Origin of the sequence: Bacillus sp. AF23 (assembly GCF_020861455.1) — a bacterium.
Classification (GTDB): Bacteria; Bacillota; Bacilli; order Bacillales; family Bacillaceae; genus Bacillus; species Bacillus halotolerans.
Window position 1 is genome coordinate 22,899 of sequence record NZ_JAJHVY010000006.1, and the last position, 17,306, is coordinate 40,204.

Annotated in this window: 19 protein-coding genes; 16 read left to right on the forward strand and 3 right to left on the reverse strand. The window is 45.2% G+C overall.

Translation table 11 applies throughout. The annotated features are described in order from the left end of the window. The first annotated feature begins 23 nt into the window (after nt 1-23). From nadB to LNN34_RS01645, 6 genes are all read left to right on the forward strand, one after another. The gene (gene nadB, locus LNN34_RS01620) at nt 24-1,619 is read left to right on the forward strand and encodes an L-aspartate oxidase (RefSeq protein ID WP_229042591.1); all 1,596 of its coding nucleotides are present in this window, start codon (nt 24-26) and stop codon (nt 1,617-1,619) included. After that, nucleotides 1,573-2,442, forward strand: coding sequence for a carboxylating nicotinate-nucleotide diphosphorylase (nadC, locus tag LNN34_RS01625; RefSeq protein ID WP_229042592.1), 870 nt, complete (start codon nt 1,573-1,575; stop codon nt 2,440-2,442). Before nadB ends, nadC begins: the two co-directional genes overlap by 47 nt. Beyond that, complete coding sequence (gene nadA, locus LNN34_RS01630; RefSeq protein WP_229042593.1) at nt 2,429-3,532, forward strand: quinolinate synthase NadA; 1,104 nt, start codon at nt 2,429-2,431, stop codon at nt 3,530-3,532. Before nadC ends, nadA begins: the two co-directional genes overlap by 14 nt. A gap of 115 nt (nt 3,533-3,647) precedes the next feature. Next, on the forward strand, nt 3,648-4,811 hold the full coding sequence (gene safA, locus LNN34_RS01635; protein WP_229042594.1) for a spore coat assembly protein SafA: 1,164 nt from the start codon (nt 3,648-3,650) through the stop codon (nt 4,809-4,811). A gap of 146 nt (nt 4,812-4,957) precedes the next feature. After that, complete coding sequence (locus LNN34_RS01640; RefSeq protein WP_229042595.1) at nt 4,958-5,560, forward strand: YhcN/YlaJ family sporulation lipoprotein; 603 nt, start codon at nt 4,958-4,960, stop codon at nt 5,558-5,560. 103 nt (nt 5,561-5,663) lie between these two features. Further along, entirely contained in the window at nt 5,664-6,383 is a 720-nt protein-coding gene (locus LNN34_RS01645) for a YebC/PmpR family DNA-binding transcriptional regulator (RefSeq protein WP_229042596.1), read from the forward strand. Between the two features lie 47 nt (nt 6,384-6,430). On the opposite strand, the gene LNN34_RS01650 is transcribed toward LNN34_RS01645, so the two are convergent. Further along, nucleotides 6,431-7,885 carry an alanine/glycine:cation symporter family protein gene (locus LNN34_RS01650; protein ID WP_229042597.1) on the reverse strand — a complete coding sequence of 485 codons (1,455 nt, stop codon included), beginning with the start codon at nt 7,883-7,885 and terminating at the stop codon, nt 6,431-6,433. Between the two features lie 266 nt (nt 7,886-8,151). Beyond that, nucleotides 8,152-8,505 (reverse strand): DUF5412 family protein, encoded by a 354-nt coding sequence (locus LNN34_RS01655; RefSeq protein ID WP_229042599.1) that lies wholly within the window; start codon nt 8,503-8,505, stop codon nt 8,152-8,154. A gap of 176 nt (nt 8,506-8,681) precedes the next feature. Here LNN34_RS01655 and LNN34_RS01660 point away from each other — a divergent pair, with 176 nt between their 5' ends. Then, a complete protein-coding gene (locus LNN34_RS01660) occupies nt 8,682-8,804 on the forward strand; it encodes a hypothetical protein (RefSeq protein WP_063623044.1) in 123 nt (40 codons plus the stop codon). Between the two features lie 41 nt (nt 8,805-8,845). Here LNN34_RS01660 and LNN34_RS01665 read toward each other — a convergent pair whose 3' ends face one another. Beyond that, entirely contained in the window at nt 8,846-9,496 is a 651-nt protein-coding gene (locus tag LNN34_RS01665) for a phosphotransferase (RefSeq protein WP_024122334.1), read from the reverse strand. A gap of 237 nt (nt 9,497-9,733) precedes the next feature. On the opposite strand from LNN34_RS01665, the gene iolG reads away from it, so the two are divergent. The 9 genes from iolG to yajC all read left to right on the forward strand — a co-directional run bounded on the left by iolG (nt 9,734) and on the right by yajC (nt 17,200). Continuing rightward, on the forward strand, nt 9,734-10,759 hold the full coding sequence (iolG, locus tag LNN34_RS01670) for an inositol 2-dehydrogenase (protein WP_101864627.1): 1,026 nt from the start codon (nt 9,734-9,736) through the stop codon (nt 10,757-10,759). A gap of 83 nt (nt 10,760-10,842) precedes the next feature. Next, on the forward strand, nt 10,843-12,150 hold the full coding sequence (locus LNN34_RS01675) for an MFS transporter (RefSeq protein WP_106293525.1): 1,308 nt from the start codon (nt 10,843-10,845) through the stop codon (nt 12,148-12,150). A gap of 47 nt (nt 12,151-12,197) precedes the next feature. Continuing rightward, nucleotides 12,198-12,707, forward strand: coding sequence for an intercompartmental signaling factor BofC (locus LNN34_RS01680; RefSeq protein ID WP_044154215.1), 510 nt, complete (start codon nt 12,198-12,200; stop codon nt 12,705-12,707). Nucleotides 12,708-12,845: 138 nt separating this feature from the next. Beyond that, nucleotides 12,846-13,451: a Holliday junction branch migration protein RuvA gene (gene ruvA, locus LNN34_RS01685; RefSeq protein ID WP_044154216.1), complete on the forward strand. Its 606-nt coding sequence runs from the start codon at nt 12,846-12,848 to the stop codon at nt 13,449-13,451. A gap of 10 nt (nt 13,452-13,461) precedes the next feature. Next, entirely contained in the window at nt 13,462-14,466 is a 1,005-nt protein-coding gene (gene ruvB, locus LNN34_RS01690) for a Holliday junction branch migration DNA helicase RuvB (RefSeq protein WP_024122329.1), read from the forward strand. Continuing rightward, on the forward strand, nt 14,459-14,659 hold the full coding sequence (locus tag LNN34_RS01695) for a DUF2905 domain-containing protein (protein WP_003222669.1): 201 nt from the start codon (nt 14,459-14,461) through the stop codon (nt 14,657-14,659). The genes ruvB and LNN34_RS01695 overlap by 8 nt, the downstream gene beginning before the upstream one ends. 26 nt (nt 14,660-14,685) lie before the next feature. Then, nucleotides 14,686-15,714 carry a tRNA preQ1(34) S-adenosylmethionine ribosyltransferase-isomerase QueA gene (gene queA, locus LNN34_RS01700; RefSeq protein WP_059293502.1) on the forward strand — a complete coding sequence of 343 codons (1,029 nt, stop codon included), beginning with the start codon at nt 14,686-14,688 and terminating at the stop codon, nt 15,712-15,714. Between the two features lie 26 nt (nt 15,715-15,740). After that, complete coding sequence (gene tgt, locus LNN34_RS01705; protein ID WP_229042598.1) at nt 15,741-16,886, forward strand: tRNA guanosine(34) transglycosylase Tgt; 1,146 nt, start codon at nt 15,741-15,743, stop codon at nt 16,884-16,886. A gap of 47 nt (nt 16,887-16,933) precedes the next feature. Then, nucleotides 16,934-17,200, forward strand: coding sequence for a preprotein translocase subunit YajC (gene yajC, locus LNN34_RS01710; RefSeq protein ID WP_024122325.1), 267 nt, complete (start codon nt 16,934-16,936; stop codon nt 17,198-17,200). Nucleotides 17,201-17,306: the final 106 nt, after the last annotated feature.

The window sequence follows — 17,306 nt, forward strand, 5'->3', positions numbered from 1 at the left end:
GTGTAAACAACAGGAGGTGGCATATGTCTATAAAGACGATTGCGGTCATTGGTTCAGGAGCGGCGGCACTTGCCCTGGCTTCTGCACTTCCGCCATCATACCAGGTGACTGTCATCACGAAAAAAAGCACAAAAAACAGCAATTCAAGACATGCACAGGGCGGAATTGCGGCGGCTTATGCAAAAGATGACTCGATTGCGTCTCATATGGAGGATACGTTATATGCAGGCTGCGGACATAACGATCAAAACATCGTATCAGACGTTTTACTTGATGGAAAAACCATCATTGAGAATTTTTTGGAGAATGACTTTCCATTTGACCGGGATAAACAAGGCAAAGTCAGCCTCAGCAGGGAAGGAGCCCACACGCACAACCGCATTTTTCATGCGGGCGGAGACGCTACAGGCAGCATGCTCATTGATTACTTGCTGAAACAAATTAATAGCCAAATCGAAGTCATCGAGAATGAAACAGCGGTTGATTTGCTGATGAAGAATGGGCGCTGTGCCGGTGTAGTGACGAAAGACAGCCGCGGCCGGATCAATTTGCGGCATGCGGATGAGGTTGTGCTTGCAGCTGGCGGATGCGGAAGCTTGTTTCAGCACCATACGAACGATCCATCTGTCACTGGTGATGGTCTTTCACTTGCTTACCGGGCCGGAGCGGAATTAACTGATTTAGAGTTTACCCAATTTCATCCTACACTTCTTGTCAAAAATGGCGTCTCGTGTGGGCTTGTTTCAGAGGCAGTCAGAGGTGAGGGCGGTTTTATAACAGACCAAAATGGCCGCCGTATTATGGCCGGACGGCATCCGCTGGGGGATTTAGCACCACGGGACGTCGTCTCGCGGGTGATTCATGAAGAAATGGCAAAAGGAAAACGTGTGTATATCGATTGCAGCGCTATTTCTGACTTCGAAGTGCGTTTTCCTACAATTACCTCTATTTGCCAAAAGGCAGGGGTTGATATTCGTAAAAGAAAAATACCTGTTGCGCCGGGAATGCATTTCTTAATGGGAGGCGTTTCTGTCAATCGGTGGGGAGAAACAACTGTACCCGGGCTTTACGCGATAGGGGAAACAGCATGCACCGGCTTACACGGAGCCAATCGTCTTGCGAGCAATTCTTTGCTGGAGGCACTAGTGTTTGGTAAAAGAGCAGCAGAACATATCATGAGAAAACCGGCTGATAACAGGTATAGTCAATTCAAAGGTGAAACCAGCGGAGTTTATGAGGTGCCGAATATCGAGCTTTCTGAACTGCAAAACAGAATGACAAGCGACATGTCCATAGTAAGAGAAAAAGACAGACTGATTGAGATGAGCAATTGGCTTTATGGGCTCCCATCTCAGAAGATAAATGTGAAGGATATCACAATTCCGCAGCTGGAGCTTTCTCACTTGTGGCAGGTTGCAAAGCTGATGACTTCGTCTGCTCTCTTGCGGGAAGAAAGCAGGGGGGCGCATTTTCGGGTTGATGTTCCTCAGGCTGATGCAGGCTGGCAAGGCAGACAAATTGTCCATACAAAAAAGGGAACCAAAATGAGAAAAAACGAAGGGATTTGGAAAAATGAATCATTTGCAGCTGAAAAAATTGCTGAATCACTTTTTTCATGAGGATATAGGGACGGGAGATCTTACATCACAGTCCATCTTTGAAGGACAGAACTGTGAGGCCTCAATTGTTGCAAAGTCAGACGGCATTTTCGCCGGAGCTGCGGTGATTAAGGAAGGCTTTGCTTTATTAGATGAAAAGGTTCAGACGTTTTTACACAAAAAAGATGGAGATCATTTGCGAAAGGGTGATGTGATTGCCGTCTTATGCGGGCCGGCCGCTGCTCTTCTTTCTGGAGAGAGGGTCGTATTAAATCTTATTCAAAGGCTGTCGGGTATTGCGACGATGACAAGGCAGGCTGTTGAACGGCTTGATGATGAACAGATTAAGGTTTGTGACACAAGGAAAACGACGCCGGGGTTAAGAATGCTCGAAAAATATGCGGTCAGGGTCGGAGGAGGATATAACCATCGATTCGGCCTGTACGACGGAATCATGATCAAAGATAATCATATTGCAGCTTGCGGTTCCATTGTAAAGGCGTGTGAAAAAGCGCGGCAGGCGGCAGGGCACATGGTGAATATTGAAGTGGAAATTGAATCTGAGGAGCAGCTCAGAGAAGCCATTCTTGCTGAAGCTGATGTCATTATGTTTGACAATTGCCCGCCTGACACTGTCCGCCATTTTGCAAATATCACACCGGATCACATTAAAACCGAAGCTTCCGGAGGAATTACATTAGAATCTCTGCCCGCTTTTAGAGGGACGGGTGTGAATTATATTTCCTTAGGATTTCTGACTCATTCGGTCAGAAGCTTAGATATCAGCATGGATGTGGCTTTAACAAATCAGTCAGTGGAGGAATGCGGTTATGTCAATTCTTGATGCAATCAAACAATTTGAAATGATGCCTGACCATTATAAAGGGCTGTCAATGAAAGAGATGGAGAGACGTGTTGCAGCCATTAAGGAAAAGTTCGGGAGCAGGTTGTTTATTCCAGGCCATCATTATCAAAAGGATGAAGTAATTCAATTTGCTGACCAAACGGGCGATTCACTCCAGCTTGCCCAAATGGCGGAAAAAAATAAGGATGCGGAATATATTGTGTTTTGCGGCGTGCATTTTATGGCAGAGACCGCTGATATGCTGACAGGTACGGACCAAACGGTCATCCTGCCAGATATGAGAGCGGGCTGTTCTATGGCTGATATGGCTGACATGCAGCAGACGAACAGGGCGTGGGAGAAACTTCAGCATATATTCGGCGACACGATCATACCATTAACCTATGTGAATTCTACAGCGGAGATCAAGGCATTTGTCGGAAAGCATGGCGGAGCGACTGTAACCTCCTCCAATGCCAAAAAAGTGCTTGAATGGGCGTTTACACAGAAAAAACGCATTTTATTTCTGCCTGATCAGCATTTAGGAAGGAACACCGCTTATGAACTGGGTATCCCGCTTGAGGACATGGCTGTCTGGGACCCGATTCAAGATCAATTAGAGAACGAGGCAGAACATAACGATATCAAGGTTATTCTTTGGAAAGGCCACTGCTCTGTTCATGAAAAATTCACCGTGAAAAATATAAATGATTTGAGAGAACGAGATTCTGACATCCGGATCATTGTTCATCCTGAATGCTCCCATGAAGTCGTAATGCAAAGTGACGACAGCGGATCAACGAAATATATTATTGATGCAATCAGCCACGCTCAGCCGGGTAGCAAATGGGCAATCGGTACAGAAATGAATCTTGTTCAGCGACTGATTCAAGAGCATTCCGACAAACAAATTGAATCACTCAATCCGGATATGTGTCCATGTCTGACGATGAATCGAATTGACCTCCCGCATTTACTTTGGTCTTTAGAACAAATAGAAAAAGGAGAACCAGCAGGCGTGATCAAAGTGCCGAAAGTCATTCAGGACGATGCCCTTCTAGCGCTGAATCGAATGCTTTCCATCACGTAAATCAGAAATATTTCCCCTCCTGTACTCATAATTTCTTTTGATCAGGCATATGTTGTGAAGAAACATATTGTAATCACAACTGAACTGTTCACGTTTTGCATAGGAGGGGAAAACGTTGAAAATCCATATCGTTCAAAAAGGCGATTCACTCTGGAAAATAGCTGAAAAATACGGAGTTGATGTTGAGGAAGTAAAAAAACTCAATACGCAGCTCAGCAATCCAGATTTAATCATGCCTGGAATGAAAATAAAAGTGCCGTCTGGAGGTGTTCCAGTCAGAAAAGAGATAAAAGCGGGCAAAAGTCCGGCGGCAGTCGGGGATGAGAAGCAAGAACACCCATTTTCCAAGGAGAAGCCTAAATCCGTTGTCGACGTAGAAGACACAAAACCGAAAGAAAAGCAGTCTGTTCCTTTTGTCCCGCTGATGCCGAATTTGCATGATAATGTGTATCCTGAAGCTGATGTGAACGATTATTATGATATGAATCAGCTTTTTCAGCCTTGGTCACCTCCTAAACCGGAGGAGCCTAAAAAGCATCATGACGGAAATATAGATCATATGTATGACATGCAAGATCAATTTCCACAACAGGAGGCAATGAGTAATATGGAGAATGCAAATTATCCGAATATGCCTAATACGCCTAAGGCGCCAGATGTAGGCGGTATGGAAGAAGAAAACATCCACCACACTGTTCCGAATATGCCGGCAGTTCAGCCATACTATCCGTATCCAGCCCATTTTGTGCCATGTCCGGTTCCTATCTCACCGGTTCTGCCTGGATCCGGCCTGTGCTACCCATACTTTCCTGCACATGCATTTCCGATGCATCAGCCTTATGGCTTCCAGCCAAGTTTTGTATCACCTTCGCAATATGATCCGGGTGAATATGATAACCAGCATCATGAAAACAGCCATCACGGACATTACGGATATCAGCCTTCGCACGGCGCGCCTCAATATGCATCGCCGGCTTATGGATCTCCTTATGGGCATATGCCATACGGTCCTTATTATGGCGCTCCTCAAGTGATGGGTGCTTATCAGCCAAATGTGGCACATGGTTATATGCCGCCATTTAAGGATCATGATGATTGCGGGTGTGACGATGATCAGCAGCCATACTTCTCAGCACCTGGTTATCAGGGAGGAGCATATGGAACTCCTTACATGCCTTACGGAGGAGCAAATCCGAATCCGTATGCAGGCGGAACTTCCATGCCGAATCAGCCTTCAACAAACCAGATGTTTGGACGGCCGGAAGAAGAAGGTGAATGATTGTTCGGGACGATGTAAATCGTTCCCTTTTTTGTATTTCCTTACAATCGTCGAATGGTCATAACTGACACGCTTAACATATCTCCCTGATGCACATGATAAAAACGAGCACAACATGCTCAATCAGTCCTCGGGGGGTTTTTCCATTGGGTAGAAAGTTAACAATTGCAGGCCTCATTTTGATGACAGCCGGATTAACAGCATGCGGCGCAAATAATGATGCCCTTAATGATACTCGTAATAACGGCAATACCCGTCCAATCGGATATTATACAAATGAGAATGACGCTGACAGACAGGGAGACGGGATGGATCACGACGGCCCGGTCTCTGAATTGATGGAGGACCAGAACGGCCAGAACGGCCGTGACCGAAACACAACCAACGTAAACGACCGTGTTACTGCAGATGATCGCGTCCCATTGGCAACTGACGGAACATATAACAACACAAATAACAGAAACATGAACCGAAATGGGACGAACAACAACAGGTATGACAACCAAGAGAACAGAAGACTTGCCGCAAAAATCGCCAATCGTGTAAAACAAGTCAAAAACGTCAACGACACACAAGTGATGGTAACGGATGACAAAGTAGTCATCGCAGTCAGAAGCCACGCTGATTTCACACAGTCTGACAGGCAAAATGTCAAAAAAGCCGCACGAAACTATGCGGATGGCCGTGACGTTCAAGTATCTACAGATAAAGGACTGTTCACAAAACTTCATAAAATGAACAGACGCTAGGACTAAGAAGGCCGCCGGAGAGTGATTCCCGGCGGTCTTTTTCTTTACAACGGCTTGCAATACCCATTAAAGTGTACATAGAAATATCAAGGAAGGTGAAAGCATGGCTGGCCATTCTAAGTGGAAAAACATCCAAAAAAGAAAAAATGCGCAAGACGCAAAGCGCGGAAAAGTATTTATGAAGCTTGCTAAAGAAATCTATGTGGCAGCAAAGCAAGGCGGAGCCGATCCTGAAGCAAATTCAGCATTGCGGCTTGTGATTGAAAAAGCAAAAGGCGCTAATATGCCAAATGATAATATAGACCGTGCCCTAAAAAAAGCCGCAGGAAGCCAGGACGGCAGCAGCTACGAGGAAATCACCTATGAAGGCTACGGTCCCTCAGGGGTTGCCGTCATGGTGGAGTGCTTAACTGATAATAAAAACCGTACGGCGACAAATGTGCGGACAGCTTTCAATAAAAACGGCGGAAGTCTCGGAGAAAGCGGATGTGTGGCATTTTTATTTGAGCGGAAGGGGTACATTGCAATTGACCGTACACATCGGCAAATAGAAGAGGATGACCTGATGCTTGATGTCATAGAAGCGGGCGGCGAAGAGCTGCAGACAGAGGATGAATACTTTGAGGTATTAACAGCGCCTGAACGTTTTGAAGAGGTAAAAACAGCACTTGAAGCAAATTATCCAGTCGATTCAGCTGAAGTAACCATGATTCCGAAAACATATGCAGATGTTGATGATGAGGCTGTTGAAAAACTGGAAAAATTGATCGATGCGCTTGAAGACGATGAGGATGTTCAGGCAGTGTATACAAATTACCAGTAATATAAAAATGACCGGCGCGAAGGGATCTCAGGCCGGTCTTTATTCACTTAGGAGACGTGCTCTTTTTCGTGGATGTATTCTTTCTCCCAGAAATCAGCGTTTTTGATGCCGAGAGCTTTAGGATCAAAGACTGGGTCTAAGCCTTGTTTCTTCTGTTGCTCATAATCCTTTAACGCAATAAGCGCCGGCTTGGCGAGCAAAACAATGGCAATGACGTTCAGCCAAACCATAATGCCAAGTCCCGCGTCACCTAATGCCCAAGCAAGTGTAGCGGTTTTGACAGCACCGTAGAATGTCGCGGCTAAAATGATCATTTTTAAGCCGAGCATTGCCCACTTGCTTTCTCTGCCTCTCGCTAAATATGCGATATTTGTTTCAGCGATGTAGTAATAAGCCATAATGGTTGTAAAAGCGAAGAAGAACAAAGCGATAGCGACAAAGCCTGCACCAAAGCCGGGCAGCACACTGTCAATGGCGGCCTGAGTGAAGCCCGGTCCAGCTTCTACACCTTTCAGGTGATTGACAATAAATGAACCGTCGGCAGCCTGTGTATTGTACATACCGGTAAATAAAATCATGAATGCTGTAGCGGAACATACAAATAAAGTGTCGATATAAACAGAAAATGCCTGAACCAATCCTTGCTTTACCGGATGAGATACCTCTGCGGCTGCAGCGGGATGAGGGCCTGTTCCTTGTCCGGCTTCGTTTGAATAAATGCCTCGTTTGACGCCCCATGAAATGGCCATGCCGATGAGACCGCCGAATGCAGAATCTAACGCGAAAGCGCTTCTGAAAATCAAAGAAATGACAGCAGGCAGTTCAGAAATATTCATCACAATGATGATCAGAGAGAGCAGAATGTATCCGACTGCCATAAACGGGACAATCATTTGTGCGGCACTGGCGATGCGTTTTACACCTCCGAAAATGATAAAACCTAATAAGAGAACAAGAAAACAGCCAGTAAAGGCAGGAGAGATGCCGAATGCATTTTGGACGCCCGCTGCAATGGAGTTGGACTGGACCCCTGGCATAAGGAGAGCCATTGCAATAAGGGCCGCAGCCGCAAATAAAACAGCAAACCACTTAATGCCTAATCCTTTTTCTATATAATAAGCGGGTCCGCCTCGATATTGGCCGCCTTGTTTCACTTTATAAATTTGGGCAAGAGTAGATTCAACAAAGGCGCTTGAAGCACCGATAAAAGCAATGGCCCACATCCAGAACACCGCGCCGGGTCCGCCGAACGCAATTGCTGTTGCCACACCTGCGATGTTTCCGGTCCCCACCCTGCCGGACAGCGCGATTGATAATGCTTGAAACGAAGATACCCCTGCCTCTGAGCTCTTGCCTTGAAACATCAGCACAATCATTTCCTTGATGTGTCTGACTTGTAAAAAACGTGTCACAATAGAAAAGATCAATCCAATTCCTAATAAAATATAAATGACGGGTGTACTCCATAAGACCGCGTTTAAACTAGCAACAAAATCTGCCATCAAGCTTCCTCCTCACGTCGTTTCGATTGCATTTATAAAGAGGATTTTGGGTTAATTGAACTATTTTTACAATCAATCTGTTACATTATATAACGTGTAATGATCATGAGAGGGGAGAATGTGGTGAAAAAAGCGCAGCGTATGAAGTACGCCGCGCTTCTGTTTATAAAGGCATGTGGAAAGCAATTGTGAAACAGTCCTTGAGAAATAAATAGCCAAGCTCATTGCGTATATAAAAGGCAAAGCGAGAAGGATCTTTCATTATCTCACCTCACTGATGCTTGCGGCGGTTCCTCACGAATCCAATGATCATCCTTTCGCCAATCATAAGTTTCATCGATATCGAGATGTAAAGTCTGGCTGCCGATTTTTACTGTATTGTTGTTCAACCATTTAACAGATGGTCTGCTGTCAGGATAATTCCAATAGATTGTTTTTTTGACAAGTGTTTTTTCATTCACGAGTTCGCCTCTGGCGGCATCTGAGCTTAAGGTATTTTTAGATACATAAGTGTTTAGCGTATAGCTTCCGTCAGGCGATTCCACTGATTGTACGAGGCTGCCTTTCGGAACATTTTTCAGTGAAAAAAACATCCAATAGACGGCACCGCCGAAGAACAGAAGACATGAGAATATTATAAGAAGGACTTTACTGCGTGTTTTGATGTGACTATCTCCCTTTTTTCTCTCAGTTTACCACATCACGGATTTTATACGATCTTTACATTTCTTTAAAATTTCCTCAATAAAGCGCAGGTATGATAAAAGAAAATAGATAAAGGGTGGAGGAGACAGAAATGGAAAACACATATTGTCATTCCAGCGAAAAGAACTCAGAAGCGGTTTATTTGAGTGTGAGAGGGTATCGCATCAAGCTGTCGCCTGAACAAATGAAATTAATTTCTGCTGTCAGAAAGTAAAAATAAAATGATAAAGGCAGCCGCTTATGCGGCTGCCTTTTTTATGAAGAATATTTTCTTTTCCGTTGTGCAAAGTGCTTCTGAAACCAATCTTTTTTATATAAAAAAGCAATAACCTCAAGCCAAAAGCCCGGGATTTTTTTCGGGAAAATCGGCTTTTTATAAAGCGTATGATACGCCGTTTTTAAATCGTCCCACTGCGTGCACGTTTTCGTCTGTTCAAATCTCGCAACATCAATAACCCGCACTGCTCCGGATTCTGTCAGAATCAGATTGCGCAAATGAATGTCTGACGGGTTGAGGCCGGCTGCACGGGCGTCAGAAAGTGCGTCCTCTACCTGCTGAATCATATCGTCGCTGATCGCGATGCCTTTTTTCAGGCAGTTGTAAAAGGTATCGCCTTTAATATATTCCATTAAAATAAATGAATCACCAGTTTCATAAATGTCAGGGTAGAATGCGGATCCGGCTAATTTTTCATAAATCGCTGCTTCTTTGACGGCTGTCGCTTGATACTCCGGAAAAAATACCTTCAGCGCCATTTTTCGGTCACCTTCTGTTATGGCAAACACATAGGCGCTTCGTCCCTTGCCGATCAATGTTAATTCCTCGGGTTTCTCTTTGACTTTATCAAATCTGCTGTTTTGGCGGTATATGACTGAATGGGCCAGTGCCTCTGCTTTTGTCAGCATTTCATTCACCTTCTTTGCTCTATTTTATGCAGTTGTTTATAGGAAAATCCAAAACTGTTCAGGAAAAAGAGCCTAAATATAGTGTATCTGGTCTTGGGAAAGAAGGCTACCTATAAGCTTTGATTGTGATAAAAGAGACATGAAAACGTTTATTCCACTCCTTGAAAAGCGCTTACAAATGGGATACTATTAATTTTAAATAAAGCGCTTTCGTAAACTATCAAGGGGGAACACGCTATGACGAAACAGATGGTGACAGGAATGATCGGTGCAGGGCGCATCGGCAAACTTCATGTTCAAAATATACATCGGATTCCTCATATGAAAATAAAAGCGGTTTCTTATATTTCTGCAAGCTGTTTACAGGATTGGGCCGCCAGTCACCACATTGAATACATAACCGCTGACTATAGAGATATATTACTTGATCCTGATATTGACGCTGTATTTATCTGTTCGCCAACAAACACACATGCGCAAATCATCAGAGAAGCGGCTGAGGCGAAAAAACATATTTTTTGTGAAAAACCAATCAGTTTTTCTCCCGATGAAACGAAGGAGGCACTTGCGGCCGTGCGGAAACATGGGGTTAAGCTGCAAGTCGGATTTAACCGCCGTTTCGACCCTCATTTCAAGAAAATCAAAACCATTGTCTCAAATGGTGAAATCGGCACGCCTCATTTATTAAAAATTACGTCACGGGACCCTGAACCCCCAAATGTTGATTATGTCCGCACATCAGGCGGCTTATTTATCGATATGTCGATTCACGATTTTGATATGGCGAGATACATCATGGGAAGTGAAGTGACGGAAGTGTATGCAAAAGGAGCGGCTTTGGTGAATCCGTCCTTTGCAGAGCTGGGGGACATTGATACGGCTGTCATTACCTTGACATTTGCAAACGGTGCCATGGGTGTGATAGACAACAGCCGTCAAGCTGTGTACGGATATGACCAGCGGGTCGAGGTTTTCGGCACGAAAGGCTCGGCAGCAGCGGACAACAGCAGGCCGACGACGGTAGAAGTGTCAACGGCTGACTTTGTCATGAAGGATAAACCGCATTTCTTTTTTCTTGAACGCTATAAGGAAGCCTATACAGAAGAGATTCTTCAGTTTGCAGATGCGATCAAAACCGATCGGGAGACTGCCTGCACCGGCGATGACGGCTTTCAGGCGGAACGAATAGCAAGGGCGGCTCAGCAGTCGCTCGCTTTAGGCATGCCTGTCAGCATTGAACATACTGAGAAAATTGTTTTTTAATATTCAGATAAAGGGATTACAATACAGCAAGCTTGGGTATATACATTCCATTGATACTTTATAAAAAGTAGGCGGTGGAAATCATGAATACAGCACATGCTAAAGGAAATGGTTTAAACAAAATCGGAATTCCTTCTCACATGCTTTGGGGTTATATTGGTGTGGTCATCTTTATGGTTGGAGACGGACTTGAGCAAGGATGGCTGTCTCCTTTTCTTGTTGATCACGGTCTCAGTATGCAGCAATCTGCTTCGCTGTTTACGGTGTATGGCATTGCTGTCACGATTTCGGCTTGGCTATCAGGAACCTTTGTCCAGACTTGGGGGCCAAGAAAGACGATGACGGTCGGTTTACTTGCTTTTATCCTCGGTTCGGTTGCTTTTATCGGCTGGGCGATTCCTCATATGTACTATCCGGCTCTCTTGGGCAGCTACGCGCTCAGGGGCTTGGGGTACCCGCTGTTTGCATACTCGTTTCTTGTATGGGTATCATACAGCACCTCTCAGCAAATCCTTGGTAAAGCCGTCGGCTGGTTTTGGTTTATGTTTACGTGCGGCCTGAACGTGCTTGGACCGTTTTATTCGAGCTATGCGGTTCCGGCGATTGGAGAAATCAATACGCTTTGGAGCGCTTTACTATTTGTGGCAGCAGGCGGAGTTCTCGCACTGTTTTTTAATAAAGATAAATTTATGCCTGCACATAAACAAGATCAGCCGAAATGGAAAGAGCTGTCGAAGGCGTTTACAATTATGTTTGAAAATCCTAAAGTCGGCATCGGCGGCGTAGTCAAGACAATTAATGCTCTCGGACAATTCGGATTTGCCATATTTCTTCCGACCTATTTGGCGCGTTACGGCTATTCTGTTTCAGAATGGCTGCAAATCTGGGGGACGCTGTTTTTTGTCAACATTGTATTTAACATCATTTTCGGCGCGGTCGGAGATAAACTGGGCTGGCGCAATACTGTCATGTGGTTTGGCGGAGTCGGCTGCGGCATTTTCACACTGGCGCTCTATTACACGCCGCAATTGATTGGGCATCAGTACTGGGTGCTGATGATCATTGCCTGCTGCTACGGTGCGGCACTGGCCGGATATGTTCCATTAAGCGCGCTTTTGCCGACGCTTGCGCCTGATAACAAAGGTGCTGCCATGTCTGTGTTAAATCTGGGATCGGGTCTGTGCGCTTTTATTGCTCCCGGCATCGTGAGCCTTTTTATCGGCCCGCTCGGCGCAGGCGGCGTGATATGGATTTTTGCGGCATTATATTTTCTCAGTGCTTTCCTGACACAATTTCTGACGATTTCAGAACGGCACGCCGATATGTATCCAGAGGAACGGCTTGTCAGGAAAAATGTGCAAACAAATTTTGAGGAAACGGTTAAGCAGTAGCCTCTTTGGTCAGACTAGTCATAAACGTGTGCAAAGAGGTGTAAAGGGTGAAACGATTTAGCACTGCGTATCTGTTGCTGGGGATTTTATGCTCAGCCGCAGCTTTTCTAATGGGCGCTCCCCGTGCGTCAGGGTCGGAAGTGGAGCACTATGAACCGCTGCAGGTGCATGTGCAACTTGAAAAAGTGTATTTGGATGGAGAGGTCAGCATCGAGCATAAGCGTGAAAAGGTGCTGTCCATGGATGACTTTTGGGCGGATTATGCGGGATGGACGCTTGTCGAACATAAAAATGGGTACGTTCTATTTCGGAAGCAGGTGGACGATATTTCTCCGCTCAGCAAGGTGAATGGTTATATCGGCGTTTCTGACAGCGGAGTAATTTCCACCTTTCATGGACGGCCGGAGTCGGATTCTGAACCGATTCAATCTTTTTTTCAAATTGACTTAGAAAGACTGGAGAGCCATATGCAAAAAAATCTCGAAAAAGGCATTCCGTTTCGGACGAAAGCGGAGTTTGAAGATGTCATAGAACATATCAAGACGTACAGCGGGTGACCACTGCTGATTGAAGACATGTGCTCATGTCTTTTTTTTCGTGGAACAATGAATGAGAAGCGAACATATGTTAACTTTTCTTTAAGCCTTTGGCTGTTTTTATGGTACAATGAAGAACAGTCAAAGAGGTGAATTTTCGTGATCGAATTTGTTAAAGGGACGATTGATTATGTATCTCCCCAATATATTGTGATAGAAAACGGCGGCATCGGCTATCAGATTTTTACGCCAAATCCGTTTATATATAAGGAGAGAAGTCAAGAAACCATTTTTACGTACCATCATGTAAGAGAAGATGCGTTTTTACTATACGGCTTTTCAACAAGGGAGGAAAAAGCGCTCTTTACAAAGCTGTTAAATGTGACCGGAATCGGTCCAAAAGGGGCACTCGCCATTTTGGGATCAGGTGACCCGGGAGCGGTCATTCAAGCAATTGAAAATGAAGATGAAGCCTTTTTAGTCAAGTTTCCGGGTGTCGGCAAAAAAACTGCCCGCCAGATTATCCTTGATTTAAAAGGAAAGCTGGCTGACGTCGTGCCTGAAATGATTGAAACTCTGTTCAATCATGAAGAAAGACTTGAAAAACAAACGGCAGAAACGGCGCTTGAAGAAGCACTCGAGGCTCTCAGGGTACTTGGTTATGCCGAAAAAGAAATCAAAAAGGTACTTCCTCACTTAAAAGAGGATATTGGTCTGACAACAGACCAGTACGTAAAAAAAGCATTACAAAAACTATTGAAGTAAGGTGATGTTCATGGATGAACGGCTCGTCTCAAGTGAAGCAGACAACCATGAATCAGTGATAGAGCAAAGCCTGAGGCCTCAGCGCCTGGTTCAATACATCGGGCAGCATAAGGTAAAAGAGAATTTGCGTGTTTTTATAGATGCCGCAAAAATGAGACAGGAAACGCTTGATCATGTTCTTTTATACGGTCCGCCAGGGCTTGGAAAAACGACGCTTGCTTCCATCGTTGCCAACGAAATGGGAGTGGAGTTGCGGACGACTTCGGGACCTGCGATTGAAAGGCCGGGTGATTTGGCTGCGATTTTAACGGCGCTCGAGCCGGGGGATGTATTATTTATCGATGAGATACATAGGCTGCACAGATCGATTGAAGAGGTGCTATATCCGGCAATGGAAGATTTTTGTCTTGATATTGTCATTGGAAAAGGGCCTTCTGCCCGTTCAGTCCGTCTTGATCTTCCGCCTTTTACACTGGTCGGCGCCACGACAAGAGTAGGGCTTTTGACGGCGCCGTTAAGAGATCGATTCGGGGTCATGTCGCGGCTTGAATATTATACACAAGAAGAGCTTGCTGATATTGTTACGAGAACGGCTGATGTGTTTGAGGTTGAAATTGATCAGCCGTCAGCGCTTGAGATTGCCAGAAGATCAAGAGGAACGCCGCGGGTGGCCAACCGGCTGCTGAGAAGGGTCCGGGATTTTGCACAGGTGTTAGGCGACAGCCGGATTACAGAAGAGATTTCTCAGGACGCTTTGGAGCGGCTTCAAGTCGACCGTCTTGGCTTGGATCACATTGATCACAAGCTGCTGATGGGAATGATCGAAAAATTTAACGGCGGTCCGGTGGGGCTTGATACGATTTCAGCCACGATCGGCGAAGAACCGCATACGATTGAAGATGTGTACGAACCGTATCTTCTGCAAATCGGTTTTATCCAGAGAACGCCGCGGGGAAGGATCGTCACACCGGCCGTTTATCATCATTTTCAAATGGAGGCTCCCCGATATGACTGAATTTCCTAAGATCATTATGATTCTTGGTGCTGTTTTGCTTATTATCGGAGCGGTTTTGCATTTTGTCGGCAAGATGCCGGGAGATATTTTTGTGAAAAAAGGAAATGTGACGTTTTTCTTCCCGGTTGTCACTTGTATTATCATAAGTGTGGTATTATCAATCTTGCTTAATCTTTTCGGCAGAATGAAATAACAAAAGACTAGAATAAAGGTGAAATTATGAAAGTTGATTTATTTGATTTTGAACTTCCGGAACGTTTAATTGCACAGGTGCCATTGGAACAGCGTGACGCTTCAAGGCTGATGGTGCTTGATAAACATACAGGAGAGCTGACAGACAGCTCGTTTAAACAGATTATCAGTTTCTTTAAAGAAGGGGATTGTCTCGTGCTGAACAATACCCGCGTTTTGCCTGCCCGATTATTCGGAACAAAAGAGGATACGGGGGCAAAAGTAGAACTGCTTTTGCTGAAACAAGAAGCCAGTGACAGGTGGGAAACGCTCGTCAAACCGGCAAAACGGGTAAAAAAAGGAACCGTTGTAACTTTTGGAGACGGCAGATTAAAAGCTGTCTGCACGGAAGAGCTGGAGCATGGCGGCAGAAAAGTTGAGTTCCAATATGACGGTATTTTTTACGAGGTGCTGGAATCACTCGGAGAAATGCCGCTTCCGCCATATATTAAGGAACAGCTTGATGACAGAGAGCGCTACCAAACGGTGTTTTCAAAAGAAATCGGATCTGCCGCTGCGCCTACAGCCGGACTTCATTTCACAGAAGACATTTTAGAGCAGCTGAAGGACAAAGGTGTTCAGATTGAGTTCATCACACTGCATGTTGGTCTCGGAACGTTTCGTCCGGTCAGTGCCGATGAAGTGGAAGAGCATAATATGCATGCAGAGTTTTATCAAATGTCAGAAGAAACGGCCGCGGCTTTAAACAGCGTAAGGGAAAAGGGAGGACGGATTGTTTCTGTCGGCACGACCTCAACCCGCACGCTTGAAACGATTGCCGGTGAACATGATGGGCGATTTAAAGCATCAAGCGGATGGACATCTATTTTTATTTATCCGGGCTATGAATTCAAAGCCATTGACGGAATGATTACAAACTTTCATTTGCCGAAATCATCATTGATTATGTTGGTCAGTGCGCTTGCAGGCAGAGAAAATGTCCTGCGTGCGTATAACCATGCGGTTGAAGAAGAATACCGTTTCTTCAGCTTCGGCGACGCAATGCTGATTATATAAATTGAGAACAGGAGGCCTCATAAAAAGTGGCTGAACAACCAATACGCTATGAATTTATAAAAGAATGCAAACAAACAGGGGCGCGCCTGGGCAGAGTGCATACTCCCCACGGCTCCTTTGAAACGCCTGTTTTTATGCCGGTCGGCACACTGGCGACAGTCAAAACAATGGCGCCTGAAGAGCTGAAGGCAATGGACGCGGGCATCATATTAAGCAACACATATCACCTATGGCTTCGCCCGGGACAGGATATTGTAAAAGAAGCGGGCGGACTTCATAAATTTATGAACTGGGACCGCGCAATTTTAACAGATTCAGGCGGTTTTCAGGTCTTTTCATTAAGCAAGTTTCGTAATATAGAGGAAGAGGGCGTACACTTCCGCAATCACTTAAATGGAGATAAGCTGTTTTTATCTCCGGAAAAAGCGATGGAGATCCAAAACGCACTCGGCTCTGATATTATGATGGCATTTGACGAATGCCCGCCATATCCGGCAGAATACGATTACATGAAACGGTCAGTTGAGCGGACAAGCCGCTGGGCTGAACGCTGCCTGAATGCCCATGCCCGGCAGGACGAGCAAGGCCTGTTTGGTATTGTTCAGGGGGGAGAATACGAAGATTTGCGCACACAAAGCGCGAAAGACTTGATTTCCCTTGATTTTCCGGGATATGCTATAGGTGGATTGTCCGTTGGTGAACCGAAAGACGTTATGAACCGGGTGCTTGAATATACGACACCGCTTTTACCGAAGGATAAGCCGAGGTATCTGATGGGAGTTGGTTCTCCGGATGCTCTGATTGACGGAGCGATCCGCGGAGTAGACATGTTTGACTGTGTGCTGCCTACCCGTATTGCACGGAACGGCACGGTGTTTACTGCTGAAGGCCGGCTCAATATGAAAAACGCAAAATTTGAGAGAGACTTCCGTCCGATTGATGAAGAGTGTGATTGCTACACATGTAAAAATTACACACGGGCGTATATCAGACACTTGATTCGCTGCAATGAAACGTTTGGACTCCGATTAACAACTTACCATAACCTTCATTTTCTGTTACACTTAATGGAGCAGGTAAGACAGGCTATTCGCGAGGATCGTCTGGGTGATTTCAGAGAAGAGTTCTTTGAGCGTTACGGCTATAACAAGCCAAATGCGAAAAGCTTCTAATATAAAAAGCCATAATGGCAAGTTTGTTTCAGAAAGGGGGGAAAAAGATGACAGGTACTTTAGGTACATTAGTTCCTATTATTTTAATGTTTGCGGTTCTTTATTTCTTGCTGATCCGTCCGCAGCAGAAGCAGCAAAAAGCTGTGCGTCGAATGCAGGAGGAACTGAAAAAAGGCGATTCAGTCGTGACAATCGGTGGATTGCACGGTACAGTTGACTCTATCGACGAAAGCAAAGTCGTCATTAAGACTGGTGATAACACACGTCTTACTTTCGACCGCCGCGCGATCAGAGAAACTTCTGCTGCTGAATAACAGCAGGAGTTCATACATAGCAAACAAAAAAGAGCGGGTAACCCCCGCTCTTCAGCTTGTAGAGAAAACGATGTTTTTTCTACAAGCTTTTTTGTTTTATACAGTT